This window comes from Castellaniella denitrificans (assembly GCF_042653765.1).
GTDB classification, from domain to species: domain Bacteria; phylum Pseudomonadota; class Gammaproteobacteria; order Burkholderiales; family Burkholderiaceae_B; genus Castellaniella; species Castellaniella denitrificans.
The window spans coordinates 137,347-150,082 of the sequence record NZ_JBHSEZ010000028.1 but is presented as its reverse complement, the minus strand read 5'-3'; the positions used below and the strand labels follow the sequence as shown (position 1 = coordinate 150,082).

The window sequence follows — 12,736 nt, the reverse complement described above, 5'->3', positions numbered from 1 at the left end:
CTCGTTCAGCGCGCGGCGGGCTGCGCGGCGGGCTTGTCGCCCCGGACGCGGTCCCAGAAGCGGAAGAAGTCCGAATCCGGGCTCAGGACCAGGGTGCCGCTGCGGTCGGCGAAGGCCGAGCGGTACGCATCGAGGCTCTTGTAGAAGCTGTAGAACTCGGGATCCTGGCCGTAGGACTTGGCGTAGATGGCGGCCGCGGTGGCGTCGCCCTCGCCGCGCTTGGCCTGGGATTCGGCGTAGGCCTTGGCGAGGATTTCCTGGCGCTTGCGGTCGGCCTCGGCGCGGATGCGTTCGCTGTCGGCCGCGCCGCTGGCCCGCAAGCGGTTGGCTTCCTGCTTGCGTTCGGCTTCCATGCGCCGGTAGACGGATTCCGAGATTTCCGGCGCGAAGTCGATGCGGCGCAGGCGCACGTCGACCACGTCCACGCCCAGCGGCTTGGCGCGGCGCGCCACGGCGGTCTGGATTTCCTTCATGATGGTGTCGCGGTCACTGGAGACGACCTGCTTGACGGTGCGCACGTTGACGGCCGCGTTCAGGGCGTCGCGGATCTGCGCCTGGAGGCGTTCGACCGCGGCGTTGCTGTTGGCGCCGAAGGTGACGTAGTACTGGCGCGGGTCGGCGATGCGCCACTTGACGAAGGAATCGATCAGCAGGTTCTTCTTTTCGGCGGTCTGGATGCGTTCCGGATCGCGCGTTTCGATGGTCTGCAGCCGCTTGTCCAGGTAGACGACGTTCTCGAAGGGCGGCGGGAACTTGAAGTACAGCCCCGGCTTGGTGATGGTTTCACGGACTTCGCCCAGGGCGAACAGGAGCGCGGCATCGCGCTCGCGCACGACGAACATGCACGAGGACAGCACCGCGACCAGCACGACCAGACCGACCAGGGCGGGAAAAAAGCGTTGCATCGTGGGCTCCTAGTTCGAATACGGGCTGGTCATCAGGCTGTCCAGGCCGGACGGCACGCCGCGCTGCGACGCGCGGGCGGATCCGGACTGCCCCTGGGCGGCCTGGGCGGCCCCGGCGGCGGCCGGCGCCGATCCGCCGGACGAGCCGGCGTCGTGCGAACCCGATGACGAGGAGCCCCCGGCCGCGCGCGCGGCCTGGCCCATGAGCTTGTCGAGCGGCAGGTAGAGCATGTTGTTGCCCACCGGCGTGTCGATCATGACCTTCGCGCTGTCGCTCAGGATGTCCTGCATGGTTTCCAGGTACAGGCGTTCGCGCGTGACGCCGGGCGCCTTGGCGTATTCGGCGGCGATGCTGTCGAAGCGCGAGGTGTCGCCCTGGGCCTGGCCGATGACCTGGGCGCTGTAGCCCTCGGATTCCTGGATCATGCGGGCAGCCTGGCCTTCGGATTCGGGAATCACCTTGCTGGCGTAGGCGTTGCCTTCGTTGATCTGGCGCTCGCGGTCCTGGCCGGCCTTGACGGCGTCGTCGAACGCGGCCTGGACCTGCTCGGGCGGCTGGACGTTCTGGATAGCCACGGTGGAAATCTGGATCCCGGTCTTGTAGCGGTCCAGGATGGACTGCGCCAGGGCCTGGACCTCGGACGCGACCTCGGTGCGGCCCGAATACAGGACGAAGTCCATGGGCTTGCGACCGACGATCTCGCGCATGGCGGTCTCGGCCGCCTGGCGCACGGATTCGTCGGGCTGGCTGGTATTGAACAGGTAGGCCGGCGCACCGTCGGGCAGCAGCCGGTACTGCACCACGAACTGCACGTCGACGATGTTCTCGTCGTTGGTGAGCATCAGCGATTCGGGCAGGACCTTGTTGCGCGACGAGCCGCGGAAGCCGACCTCGAAGGTGCGCAGCTGGGAGATGTTGACCGGCTGGGCGGCTTCAATGGGATACGGCAGGCGCCACTGCAGGCCCGGATTGAGCGTCTTGACGTACTGCCCGAAGCGGGTGACGACGGCCACCTGGCCTTCCTGGACGATCATGAAGCCGCTGGCCAGCCACAGCAGGACCGCGGCCACGATCAGCAGCAGGACGAAGCGGGGCGACGGCCCGGGCAGGGACGGCAGGCCGCCCGATGGCGGACGGGGACCGCGTCCGCCGCCCCGGCGGCCGAACAGGCCGTTCAGGCGCTTGCTGAAATCGCGCCAGACCTCGTCCAGGTCGGGAGGGCCGGAGGATTGGTCGGGCTTGCCGCGCGGATCGTCGTTCTGGTTCTGGTTGCCCCGTCCCCAGCCCGGATCATTCAGGTTGAACAGTTTCATCAAACGCATTGTTTCCCGTAGGCTCCCCACCAAATTCAACGATCGACTGCCGCAAGCCGTCCAGTCCGCTGCGTTGCAGGGCGCTGACGAAGACTCGCGCAATCGTACCATGTTCATTTCGCTCGACCCGGGGTTCATATCCCGCCGTGTCGATTTTGTTGTAGACCAGGATCTGCGGGATTTCATCGGCCTCGATGTCGCGCAGGACCTGGTTGACGGCCGCGGCCTGCTCGTCGCGCTGCGGGCTGGCCGCGTCGATCACGTGCAGCAGCAGATCGGCATGGACGGTTTCTTCCAGGGTCGCCCGGAACGCCGCGATCAGCATCGGCGGCAGGGACCGGATGAAGCCCACGGTGTCGGACACGACGACCTGGCCGGCGCCCTCGATCCAGACGCGGCGGGTCGTGGTGTCCAGCGTGGCGAAGAGCTGGTCGGCGGCGTAGGCGTCGGCGCGGGTCAGCGCGTTGAACAGGGTGGACTTGCCGGCGTTGGTGTAGCCGACCAGGGAGACCGACAGGGTCTTGCCGCGCACCCGGGCGCGGCGCTGGGTCAGGCGCTGTCGCTGGACGCGGTCCAGGCGTTCCTTCAGGGCGCGCACGCGCACGCCGATCAGGCGCCGGTCGGTTTCCAGCTGCGATTCGCCGGGGCCGCGCACGCCGATGCCGCCGCGCTGGCGTTCCAGGTGGGTCCACATCCGGGTCAGCCGGGTGGACAGGTGCTGCAACTGGGCCAGTTCGACCTGGAGCTTGCCTTCGTGGCTCTTGGCGCGCAGGGCGAAGATGTCCAGGATCAGCGCCACCCGGTCGACGACGCGGACCTCGAAGTGGCGTTCCAGGTTGCGCTGCTGGGCGGGCGTGAGGGCCTGGTCGAAGAGCACCACTTCCGCCCCGGTGGCCTTGACCAGGGCGGCGGCTTCCTCGATCTTGCCCGAGCCGATGAAGCCCGCGGCGTCCGGCCGGCTGCGCCGGGCGGTGAGGACTTCGACGATGTCGGCCCCCGCCCCGCTGGCGAGCATGAGGAATTCCTCGGCGTGGGCCGCGTAGTCGGGTTCGCCCAGGTCCACGCTGATGACGAGCGACTTCATGTGTCTGTGCGCCCCCTGTCCGGGCTCAATCCCCAAGGGGGCGTTTTTGCCTTGGGGCGGCCCGGCGGCAAAAAAACAAACAACGACTTATTCGGCAGAGTCGTCCACCTGGAAAGAAACGGGACGGGCGGGCACGACGGTGGAAATGGCGTGCTTGTAGACCATCTGGGTGACTGTGTTGCGCAGCAGCACGACGTACTGATCGAAGGACTCGACCTGGCCTTGCAGCTTGATCCCGTTGACCAGGTAGATCGAGACGGGCACGTGGTCCTTGCGCAAGGCGTTCAGGAATGGGTCTTGGAGAATTTGCCCTTTGTTGCTCATGGCCGAGGCTCCGGTTATTGAAGTTATGGTGGAGGGTCTATTTTAATCCGTTTCGGAATTGATGCATTGCAACAACGCCGGGCCGCCGGATCAGGCCGCCAGCAGCGCGCGCAGCGCGTCGCGCAGGCGGGCGCATTGTTCCGGCGTGCCCACGGTGATGCGCAGGTACTGGTCGATGCGCGGCGCGCGGAAATGCCGCACCAGGATGCCGGTCCCGCGCAGGCCGGCGGCGATTTCGGCGGCGTCGCGGCGCGGGTGGCGGGCGAAGACGAAATTGGCCTGCGAAGGCAGGACTTCGAAGCCCAGGGCATGCAGGTCTTGCGCCAACTGTTCGCGGGCGTCGATCACGGCCCGCCGGGTGCGGTCGAACCAGGCCTCGTCCTCGATCGCCGCCTGGGCGCCGGCCAGGGCCACGCGGTCCAGGGGATAGGAATTGAAGCTGTCCTTCACGCGCGTCAGCCCCGCGATCAGGTCGGTGCCGCCCAGCGCGTAGCCCACCCGCAGGCCCGCCAGGGAACGGGACTTGGACAGGGTGTGGATGACCAGGATGTTGGGGCATTCGCCGAGCAGCGCGGCCGCCGATTCGGCGCCGAAGTCCACGTAGGCCTCGTCCACCACCACGGCGCTGTCGGGGCGCGCGCGCGCAATGGCGGCGATCTCGTCCAGGGACAGGGTGCGGCCGGTGGGCGCGTTCGGATTGGCGAAGATGACGCCGGCGGGCTCGGGATCGGCCGCGCCGGTGTAGTCCGCCACGCGCAGGGCGAAATCCTCGTCCAGCGGGATCAGCCGGTGCGGCACGTCGTACAGGCGGCAGTAGGTCTTGTAGAAGCTGTAGGTCACGTCGGGCAGCCACAGGGGCCGCCCGCCGCGCAGGAACAGCGCGTTGAACACGTGCGCCAGGATTTCGTCGGAACCGTTGCCCAGGAACACCTGGTCGGGCGCCAGGCCAAAGCGGTCCGCGATCGCGCGGCGCAGATCCAGCGCCTGGTAATCGGGATACAGCCGCATGTCGTCGGACAGCGCGGCGCGCATGGCCTCGATCGCCCGGGGCGAGGGCCCGTACGGGTTCTCGTTGGTGTTCAGCTTCAGCAGGTTCGGGATGCGGGCCTGCTCGCCCGGCACGTAGGGAACCAGGCCGGCGATGTGATCGCTCCAGAGCGTGCTCACGACTCGTCCTTCAGATAGGGATTGTGCGAGGATTTGAATTCGACCGACAGCGGCGTGCCGGCCAGCTTGAAGGCGTCGCGGAACTGGCCTTCGAGGTAGCGGCGGTAGGAATCCGGCACCGCGTCCAGGGCGTTGCCGTGGATGATGATGCGCGGCGGATTCTGCCCGCCCTGGTGGGCGTAGCGCATCTTAGGCCGGAAGATACCCTTGCGCGGCGGCGGCTGCTGTTCCACGGCCGCCTGCAGGACGCGGGTGAGCTTCGGCGTGGACAGCTTGGCGAAGGCGGCGGCGTGCGCGGCTTCGACGGCCTTGAGCACGGGGCCGACCCCCTGCCCTTTCAGGGCCGACAGGTGCAGCACGCGGGCGAAGGACAGGAAGCGCAGCTTGCGGTCGTATTCGCGCTGCACCCATTCGCGCTGCTCGTGGTTCACCGCGTCCCATTTGTTCAGGCCCACCACCAGGGCGCGGCCGGCTTCGGTGATGAAGCCGGCGATGTGCGCGTCCTGGTCGGAAATGCCTTCGCGCGCGTCGATCAGCAGCAGCACGACGTTGGCGGCCTCGATGGCCTGCAGCGTCTTGATGACCGAGAATTTTTCCACGGTCTCGAAGACCTTGCCCCGGCGGCGCAGGCCGGCGGTGTCGATCAGCGTGTAGCGGCGTTCGCCGCGTTCGAATTCGATCTCGATGGCGTCGCGCGTGGTGCCCGGCAGGTCGTAGGCGATGACGCGGTCCTCGCCCACCAGGGTGTTGATGAGCGTGGACTTGCCGACGTTCGGCCGCCCGGCGATGGCGAGCTTGATGCGATGGTCGGGTTCCCCGCCCTCGCCCGTCGCGTCCGTGTCCTCGGCGCCCTCGGCGGCCTGCGCGGCCTGTTCGGCCAGCAGCGGGGCGAGCGCCTCGTCGGCCAGGGCCGACACGCCGTCGCCGTGCGCCGCCGAAATCGGGTGCGGCTCGCCCAGCCCCAGTTCGTGGAACTGGGCCAGGTCGGCGTGATGGCGCATGCCCTCGGCCTTGTTCACGGCCAGCAGCACGCGCTGGCCGGACTTGCGCAGCAGGCGGGCGATTTCGTGGTCGTGGGCGTTGATGCCTTCGCGCCCGTCCACCAGGAAGATCACCACGTCGGACTCGGCGATGGCCTGGGCCGTCTGGCGCGCCATCTCGACCAGGATGCCGCGCGTGGCGACAGGCTCGAAGCCCCCGGTGTCGACCACGATGTAGGGATGGTCGCCCACCCGCCCCTCGCCGTAGTGGCGATCGCGGGTCAGCCCGGAGATGTTCGCGACCAGCGCCGCGCGCGAACGCGTCAGGCGGTTGAACAGGGTCGATTTGCCGACGTTCGTGCGCCCGACCAGGGCCACGACCGGCTTGAAGCGCGTATCAGCCACCGACACCCACCAGGATCAGCTTGCCGTCGCCCGTCTGGACCACCACCCCGCGCGGGGTGGAGACCAGGGCCGAGACGACCGGTCCGCCGCCCACCTGCAGGCGGGCCATCAGGGCGCCGTCGGCACGCGACAGGAAGTGCACGTAGCCTTCGTAGTCGCCCACGGCCACGGCGGCGCCCGCCGGCGCGGGGGCGCTCAGGCGGCGGTTGAGCAGCGCCGCCTGCTTCCAGAGTTCGTGGCCGTCCTTCAGGTCCAGGGCGCGGACCGTGTCGCGCGAGTCCGCCAGATAGAGGCGCTGGCCGTCGGTGTTCATGCCGGTCGCGGAAGAGACTTCCTGGGACCAGACGGCGCGCCCGCCCTGGGACACGTCGAAGCAGGTCGTGCGGCCCTGGTAGCTGACGCCGCACAGCAGGGGGCCGGCGACGACGGGCGCGCCGACCACGTCGGTGATGCGTTCCAGGTCGGAAGCCCCGCGCGAGGTGGAGACCGAACCTTCCCAGCGCACGGCGCCGGAGGCCGCGTCGATCACCATCAGGCGGCCGTTGGGCATGCCGGCGATCAGCAGGTTGGGCACCGACAGCATGCGGATGCTGGTGCGCAGCGCCAGGGCGGGACCGGGACGCTGCACGTTCCAGCGCAGCTTGCCGGTGGCCGCGTCGAAGGCCTGGATGCGGTAATCCGTGGTGCGCACCGCGACGATGCCGTTGCCCACCGCGGGCGGCACGTTGACGGCGCTGGCGGCCTGGCTGCGCCAGAGTTCCTTGCCCTGGGCGTCGTAGGCCACGACCACGCCGGACTGGGTGGCCACGGCGACCACGCGCCCGTCGCTGCCGGCCCCGGCCGACAGCGGCCCGGCGTCGACGCGCCAGCGCAGCGCGCCGGAGGAGGCGTCCAGCGCCGCCACGGCCCCCGAGGGGGTCGCGGCGTACAGGGTGTCGCCCACCAGTTCGGGGGAGAAGCCGTAGCCGCCGCCGCTGCCGATCGAGGCCGACCAGCGCGCCGACACCGCCAGCGAGGGCGCGTAGTCGGTCAGGGGCGCGGGGTCGAAGCGGGAGTCGGTTTGGGAAAACAGGCCGCAGCCGGACAGCCCGGCGGCGACCAGGCCGACAAGCGCCGCGCGAAACAGGCGGGAGGAGGATCGCATGAGGGTCAGGCTCCGTTCAGGGCATCGATTTTCAGTTGGACGATCTGGGCGGCGGGATCCGCGCCCAGGGACTTCAAGGCTTCTTTCCAGGCCTGGACGGCCTGCTCGCGCTGCCCCTGGGCGGCCAGGACGTCGCCGCGCCGGTCGGCGTACAGGCCGGCGAAGCCGGCGGGCGGCGTGCCCTGGAGCTGGGCCAGGGCGGGTTCGTACTGCTTCTGGGCCAGCAGCACGCCGGCCAGGCGCAGGCGGGCCACGGCGCGCAGCGCGGGCGCGGATTCGTCGCGCGCCAGCCATTCGAGCTGTTCGCGGGCGCCGTCCAGGTCCTTGCGTTCCTGCAGCGCCCAGGCCGCCACCAGCACGCCGCGCGCGGCGTAGCCGGAAGCGGCGTAATCCTCGCGCAGGGCGGCGCTGGCGGCCTTGATGCGGGTCACGGCGTCGTCGCCCGGCTGGGCCGCGGCGGCTTCGAGGGCTTCGTAGTAGCCCATGGCCTGATTGGCCTGGTGCGACTGGTACCATTGCCAGCCGCGCCAGCCGGCGAACACGGCCAGCACGGCGAAGACCAGGGCCATGGAGAGCGTGCCGTAGCGTTCCCACCAGGCCTTCAGCGCGTCGAGTTTTTCCTGTTCTTCGAGATCGTATGCCATGCCTGTGTTCAGATCCTTTGTTGGAGTTGCGCGGCCAGCCGGTCGAAGGCGACCGATTCCTGCTGTCCGTCCCCGGCGGCGCCGGCGCGCAGCCATTTCACGGTCGCCAGACCCGAGGCCAGCTCGTCCTCGCCGATGACGACGGCGGCCACGGCGCCGCTGGCGTCGGCCCGGCGAAACTGTGATTTAAACCCAGTCGAACCAGCGTGGACAAGTGCCCTGAGCCCGGCGTCGCGCAGGGACTCGGCCAATCGCGCCGCGCGCCGCTGGGCGGCGTCGCCCTGGTGGACCAGGTAGACCTGGCATTCGGCCGGGTCCCGGTCGGGCGCGTCCTGCTGCCAGAGGTCGAGCAGGCGTTCCATGCCGATGGCGAAACCCACCGCCGGCGCGGGCTTGCCGCCCAGCAGTTCGATCAGGCCGTCGTAGCGGCCGCCGCCGCAGACCGTGCCCTGGGCGCCCAGGCGGTCCGTGACCCATTCGAAGACCGTCAGGTTGTAGTAGTCCAGCCCGCGCACCAGGCGCGGATTCAGCGTGTAGGCGATCCCGGCGTCGTCCAGCCGGTCGCACAGGCCCCGGTAGTGCGCCAGGGACTCGGCGCCCAGGAAGTCGAACAGGCGCGGCGCGGCGTTGGCCATCTCCTGCATGGCGGGGTTCTTGGTGTCCAGCACGCGCAGCGGATTGCTGTGCATGCGGCGGCGGGCTTCCTCGTCGAGCACGTCGACGTGCTTTTCCAGGTGCGCGACCAGGGCCGCGCGGTGGGCGGCGCGCTCTTGCGCCTGGCCCAGGGAATTGAGTTCCAGGCGGATGTCCTTCAGGCCCAGCAGACGCCACAGGCGCGCCAGCATCAGGATCAGTTCCGCGTCCACGTCCGGCCCGGGAAAGCCCAGGGCCTCGACGTCGATCTGGTGGAACTGGCGGTAGCGGCCGCGCTGCGGGCGTTCGTGCCGGAACACCGGCCCCATCGCATAGACGCGGCGCGGCCGGTCGTAGAGGAAATTGTGCTCGATCACTGAGCGCACGATGCCGGCGGTGAATTCGGGCCGCATCGTCAGGCGTTCGTCGTTCAGGGGGTCGACGAAGGAATACATTTCCTTTTCGACGATGTCGGTGACCTCGCCGATGCCGCGCGCGAACAGGCGGGTGTGCTCCAGCACCGGCGTGCGCAGGTTCTGGTAGCCGTAGCCGGCCAGCCAGTCGCGCACGATGGCCTCGAGCCGTTCCCAGCGCGCCGTTTCCGGCGGCAAGGCATCCTTCATGCCGGTCAGGCCGGCGACTTTCTTGAATTCGGACATGGATTCAGTCAATGGAGCGCGCCACGACGCCCGGGCGGCGCGCGGGCTCGGCGCCCGGTTCCCGTCCGTAGCGCCGGGCCACGTAGTTTTCGACGATGGCCTGGAATTCCTGGGCAATATGGTCGCCCTTGAGCGTCACGGTGCGCTCGCCGTCGACGTAGACCGGCGCGGACGGGACCTCGCCCGTGCCCGGCAGGCTGATGCCGATGTCGGCGTGGCGGCTTTCGCCGGGGCCGTTGACGACGCAGCCCATGACGGCCACGTGCATGTTCTCGACGCCCGGGTAGCGGGTCTTCCAGACCGGCATCTGCGCGCGCAGGAAGGCCTGGATGCTGGCGGCCAGTTCCTGGAACACCGTGCTGCTGGTGCGCCCGCAGCCCGGGCAGGCCACCACCATCGGGGTGAAGGCCCGCAGGCCCATGGTCTGCAGGATTTCCTGGGCGACGACGACTTCGCGGCTGCGGTCGCCGCCGGGCTCGGGGGTGAGCGAGATGCGGATCGTGTCGCCGATGCCTTCCTGAAGCAGCACCGCCAGGGCCGCCGTGGAGGCGACGATGCCCTTGGAGCCCATGCCGGCCTCGGTCAGGCCCAGATGCAGCGGGTAGTCGCAGCGGCGCGACAGGTCGCGGTAGACGGCGATCAGGTCCTGGACGTGGCTGACCTTGCAGGACAGCACGATGGCGTCGCCGCGCAGGCCCAGTTCCTGGGCGCGCCCGGCGTTGCTGATGGCCGAGACCACCAGGGCCTCGCGCATCACGGCGTTGGCCGACCAGGGCACGGGCCGGGCGGCGTTCTCGTCCATCATCCGCGCCAGCAGTTCGTGGTCCAGGCTGCCCCAGTTCACGCCGATGCGGATCGGCTTGTCGTGGCGGCAGGCGACCTCGATCATCTGCGCGAAGTTGTCGTCGCGGCGCTTGCCCCCGCCCATGTTGCCGGGGTTGATGCGGTACTTGGACAGCGCCTGGGCGCAGTCCGGGAACTGGGTCAGCAGCTTGTGGCCGTTGTAGTGGAAGTCCCCCACCAGGGGGACCGGCACGTTCATGCGGTCCAGCTCGTCGCGCAGGGCGGCGACCTGGGCGGCGGCCTCCGGGGTGTTGACGGTGACGCGCACCAGTTCGGAGCCGGCCCGCCAGAGCTCGCGCACCTGCTGCGCGGTGGCCCGGGGATCGGCCGTGTCGGTGTTGGTCATGGACTGCACCACGACCGGGGCGTCGCCACCCACCCGGACCACGTGGCCGCCCCAGCGCACGGCGACGGCGCGGGTCGGCCGCCGGGGCGCGGCGGCCGGTTCGGGATTCACGGAATCAGGAGTCATTGACGCAAAGCCTTCAGCCAATCGAACACCAGCCATTCCTCGGGCACCCAGCCGCGGTTGACCGCGTACACGCCGACCACGCAGAACAGCACCAGGATCAGCAGCAGCCAGGCCCAGGTGCGGTGGGCCGGCTCGCCCTTGGGCGTCATGTCGGCCTGCTGCAGGGCGCGCCGCGCGCCCAGGGCCGTGACGGCGGGCCGGGGCCGGGTCGGGCCGACGGCGTCGTCGAGGAGTTTCAGGGCGGCGTCCACGTCGGTTTCGAGGAAGCGCGCGTAGTTGCGCACCAGCCCGCGCAAGGGCACGCCTTCGGGCAGCCGCGACCAGTCGCAGGCTTCCAGGTAGCCCAATTGCACGGAGGAATACTTGATGCGCGCGGAGACTTCGGACAGCGACAGGCCGCGCGTCTCGCGCATGGCCTTCAGCGCATCGCCCAGCGACAGCGCCTCCTGGCCTTGGGCCGCATCCTGGCGCCGCAGCCCTTCGAGGGAGGTTTCGCTCATCCATGCTCCTTTTTGCGTATGACGATCTTGGCCCGGTCGGGCAGCCGTTCGGTGATGCGCGTCCGGTCGCGGACTTCCCCCGCCAGCTGTCCGCAGGCGGCGTCGATGTCGTCGCCGCGCGTCTTGCGCACCGTCACCACCAGCCCCGCGTCGGTCAGCCGCTGGGAGAACAGGCGGATGCGCGCCGCCGGGGAACGCCGCAGGCCGGACTGCGGAAAGGGATTGAAGGGGATCAGATTGAACTTGCAGCGCACCCGCTTCGCGATCTCGATCAGCTGGCGCGCGTGCTCGTCGGCGTCGTTCACCCCGTCGAGCATAATATATTCGAAGGTGATGAAATCGCGCGGCGCGTGCTCCAGGTAGCGGTTGCAGGCGTCCAGCAGTTCATCGAGCGGGTGCTTGCGGTTCAGCGGCACCAGCCGGTCGCGCAGTTCGTCGTTGGGCGCGTGCAGCGACACCGCCAGCGCCACCGGGCAGTCGCGCGCCAGGCGGTCGATCATGGGGACCACGCCGGACGTGGACACGGTCACGCGGCGGCGCGACAGGCCGTAGGCGTGGTCGTCCAGCATCAGGCGCAAGGCGCCCAGGACCTGGTCGTAGTTCAGCAGGGGCTCGCCCATGCCCATCATGACCACGTTGCTGACGGCCCGGTGGGATTCGTCCGCTGGGGCGCCCAGCCGCGCGGCCGCCGGGTCGTCGCGCAGGGCGCGGTTGGCGTACCAGAGCTGGCCGACGATCTCGGCGGTGCTCAGGTTGCGGCTGAAGCCCTGGTAGCCGGTGGAGCAGAACGGACAGGCCACGGTGCAGCCGGCCTGGCTGGAAACGCACAGCGTGCCGCGGTCGTCCTCCGGGATGAACACGGTCTCGATGGCGTTGCCCAGCCCCATGTCGAACAGCCACTTGCGGGTGCCGTCGGCGGAGCGCTTTTCCAGGTTCAGGGGAGGCGCCTGCACGACGCATTCGGCCTCCAGGCGGGCGCGGAAATCCTTGGCCAGGTCGCTCATGTCCTGGAAGCGGTCTACGCCGCGCTGGTGCACCCACTGCGACAGTTGGCGCGCGCGGAAGGGCTTGCCGCCCCACCGCGCCACGAGGGCTTCGAGGGAGGCCGGGTCCAGACCCAGGACATTGATGGTTTCGGCGCCAGACATGGGGAAGGCTTCGGCAAAGTGGGCCGGCCCCCGGCGACGCCGGGGACCGCGCCGCGATCAGCGGCTGTGGATGTTGCTTTCGGGGAAGAAGAAGGCGATCTCGACCGCCGCCGTTTCCGGCGCGTCGGAGCCGTGCACCGCGTTGGCGTCGATGCTGTCGGCGAAGTCGGCGCGGATCGTGCCCGGCGCGGCCTTCTTGGGATCGGTCGCGCCCATCAGGTCGCGGTTCTTGGAGATGGCGGATTCGCCTTCCAGCACCTGGACGAACACCGGGCCCGACACCATGAAGTCGACCAGGTCCTTGAAGAAGGGGCGTTCCTTGTGCACGGCGTAGAAGCGCTCGGCTTCGCCGCGCGAGAGCTGGCGCAGCTGGGCGGCCACGACGGTCAGGCCGGCCTTTTCGAAACGGGCGACGATCTCGCCGATGGCGTTCTTGGCGACGGCGTCGGGCTTGATGATGGAAAGGGTGCGTTCAATGGCCATGAAAATTTCCGGTAGGGAATGGAAACAGGGG

The 12,736-nt window shown here is 69.4% G+C and carries 13 protein-coding genes; all 13 read right to left on the bottom strand.

The genetic code is table 11. The features are described 5' to 3' along the window. Window positions 1–5 precede the first annotated feature (5 nt). Complete coding sequence (gene hflC, locus ACFO27_RS12800; protein WP_376817672.1) at window positions 6–905, bottom strand: protease modulator HflC; 900 nt, start codon at window positions 903–905, stop codon at window positions 6–8. A gap of 9 nt (window positions 906–914) precedes the next feature. Continuing rightward, window positions 915–2,228, bottom strand: a complete 1,314-nt coding sequence (hflK, locus tag ACFO27_RS12795; protein ID WP_376817671.1) for an FtsH protease activity modulator HflK — start codon at window positions 2,226–2,228, stop codon at window positions 915–917. Beyond that, window positions 2,197–3,303 (bottom strand): GTPase HflX, encoded by a 1,107-nt coding sequence (hflX, locus tag ACFO27_RS12790; protein ID WP_323023809.1) that lies wholly within the window; start codon window positions 3,301–3,303, stop codon window positions 2,197–2,199. Before hflX ends, hflK begins: the two co-directional genes overlap by 32 nt. Before the next feature lie 87 nt (window positions 3,304–3,390). Then, a complete protein-coding gene (gene hfq, locus ACFO27_RS12785) occupies window positions 3,391–3,627 on the bottom strand; it encodes an RNA chaperone Hfq (RefSeq protein ID WP_043681925.1) in 237 nt (78 codons plus the stop codon). Between the two features lie 90 nt (window positions 3,628–3,717). Beyond that, complete coding sequence (gene hisC / locus ACFO27_RS12780; RefSeq protein WP_376817670.1) at window positions 3,718–4,794, bottom strand: histidinol-phosphate transaminase; 1,077 nt, start codon at window positions 4,792–4,794, stop codon at window positions 3,718–3,720. Then, window positions 4,791–6,179, bottom strand: coding sequence for a ribosome biogenesis GTPase Der (gene der / locus ACFO27_RS12775; RefSeq protein ID WP_376817669.1), 1,389 nt, complete (start codon window positions 6,177–6,179; stop codon window positions 4,791–4,793). Before der ends, hisC begins: the two co-directional genes overlap by 4 nt. Then, a complete protein-coding gene (gene bamB / locus ACFO27_RS12770) occupies window positions 6,172–7,323 on the bottom strand; it encodes an outer membrane protein assembly factor BamB (RefSeq protein ID WP_376817668.1) in 1,152 nt (383 codons plus the stop codon). Before bamB ends, der begins: the two co-directional genes overlap by 8 nt. 5 nt (window positions 7,324–7,328) lie before the next feature. Further along, complete coding sequence (locus tag ACFO27_RS12765; RefSeq protein ID WP_376817667.1) at window positions 7,329–7,967, bottom strand: YfgM family protein; 639 nt, start codon at window positions 7,965–7,967, stop codon at window positions 7,329–7,331. An 8-nt stretch (window positions 7,968–7,975) separates the two neighbouring features. After that, window positions 7,976–9,259: a histidine--tRNA ligase gene (hisS, locus tag ACFO27_RS12760; protein ID WP_376817666.1), complete on the bottom strand. Its 1,284-nt coding sequence runs from the start codon at window positions 9,257–9,259 to the stop codon at window positions 7,976–7,978. Window positions 9,260–9,263: 4 nt separating this feature from the next. Continuing rightward, a complete protein-coding gene (gene ispG / locus ACFO27_RS12755) occupies window positions 9,264–10,574 on the bottom strand; it encodes a flavodoxin-dependent (E)-4-hydroxy-3-methylbut-2-enyl-diphosphate synthase (protein ID WP_376817665.1) in 1,311 nt (436 codons plus the stop codon). Next, the gene (locus tag ACFO27_RS12750; RefSeq protein WP_376817664.1) at window positions 10,571–11,074 is read right to left on the bottom strand and encodes a helix-turn-helix domain-containing protein; all 504 of its coding nucleotides are present in this window, start codon (window positions 11,072–11,074) and stop codon (window positions 10,571–10,573) included. The genes ispG and ACFO27_RS12750 overlap by 4 nt, the downstream gene beginning before the upstream one ends. Further along, window positions 11,071–12,222, bottom strand: a complete 1,152-nt coding sequence (gene rlmN, locus ACFO27_RS12745; protein ID WP_376817663.1) for a dual-specificity RNA methyltransferase RlmN — start codon at window positions 12,220–12,222, stop codon at window positions 11,071–11,073. The genes ACFO27_RS12750 and rlmN overlap by 4 nt, the downstream gene beginning before the upstream one ends. A 57-nt stretch (window positions 12,223–12,279) precedes the next feature. Continuing rightward, a complete protein-coding gene (gene ndk / locus ACFO27_RS12740) occupies window positions 12,280–12,705 on the bottom strand; it encodes a nucleoside-diphosphate kinase (protein ID WP_376817662.1) in 426 nt (141 codons plus the stop codon). Between the last annotated feature and the right edge of the window lie 31 nt (window positions 12,706–12,736).

Excerpts from the sequence above, each read along its gene's own strand:
- hisS (WP_376817666.1), bottom strand. The coding sequence starts at position 9,259 with ATGTCCGAATTCAAGAAAGTCGCCGGCCTGACCGGCATGAAGGATGCC.
- hflK (WP_376817671.1), bottom strand. The coding sequence starts at position 2,228 with ATGCGTTTGATGAAACTGTTCAACCTGAATGATCCGGGCTGGGGACGG.
- ACFO27_RS12765 (WP_376817667.1), bottom strand. The coding sequence starts at position 7,967 with ATGGCATACGATCTCGAAGAACAGGAAAAACTCGACGCGCTGAAGGCC.
- hfq (WP_043681925.1), bottom strand. The coding sequence starts at position 3,627 with ATGAGCAACAAAGGGCAAATTCTCCAAGACCCATTCCTGAACGCCTTG.
- bamB (WP_376817668.1), bottom strand. The coding sequence starts at position 7,323 with ATGCGATCCTCCTCCCGCCTGTTTCGCGCGGCGCTTGTCGGCCTGGTC.
- hflC (WP_376817672.1), bottom strand. The coding sequence starts at position 905 with ATGCAACGCTTTTTTCCCGCCCTGGTCGGTCTGGTCGTGCTGGTCGCG.
- ndk (WP_376817662.1), bottom strand. The coding sequence starts at position 12,705 with ATGGCCATTGAACGCACCCTTTCCATCATCAAGCCCGACGCCGTCGCC.
- ispG (WP_376817665.1), bottom strand. The coding sequence starts at position 10,574 with ATGACTCCTGATTCCGTGAATCCCGAACCGGCCGCCGCGCCCCGGCGG.
- rlmN (WP_376817663.1), bottom strand. The coding sequence starts at position 12,222 with ATGTCTGGCGCCGAAACCATCAATGTCCTGGGTCTGGACCCGGCCTCC.
- hflX (WP_323023809.1), bottom strand. The coding sequence starts at position 3,303 with ATGAAGTCGCTCGTCATCAGCGTGGACCTGGGCGAACCCGACTACGCG.
- ACFO27_RS12750 (WP_376817664.1), bottom strand. The coding sequence starts at position 11,074 with ATGAGCGAAACCTCCCTCGAAGGGCTGCGGCGCCAGGATGCGGCCCAA.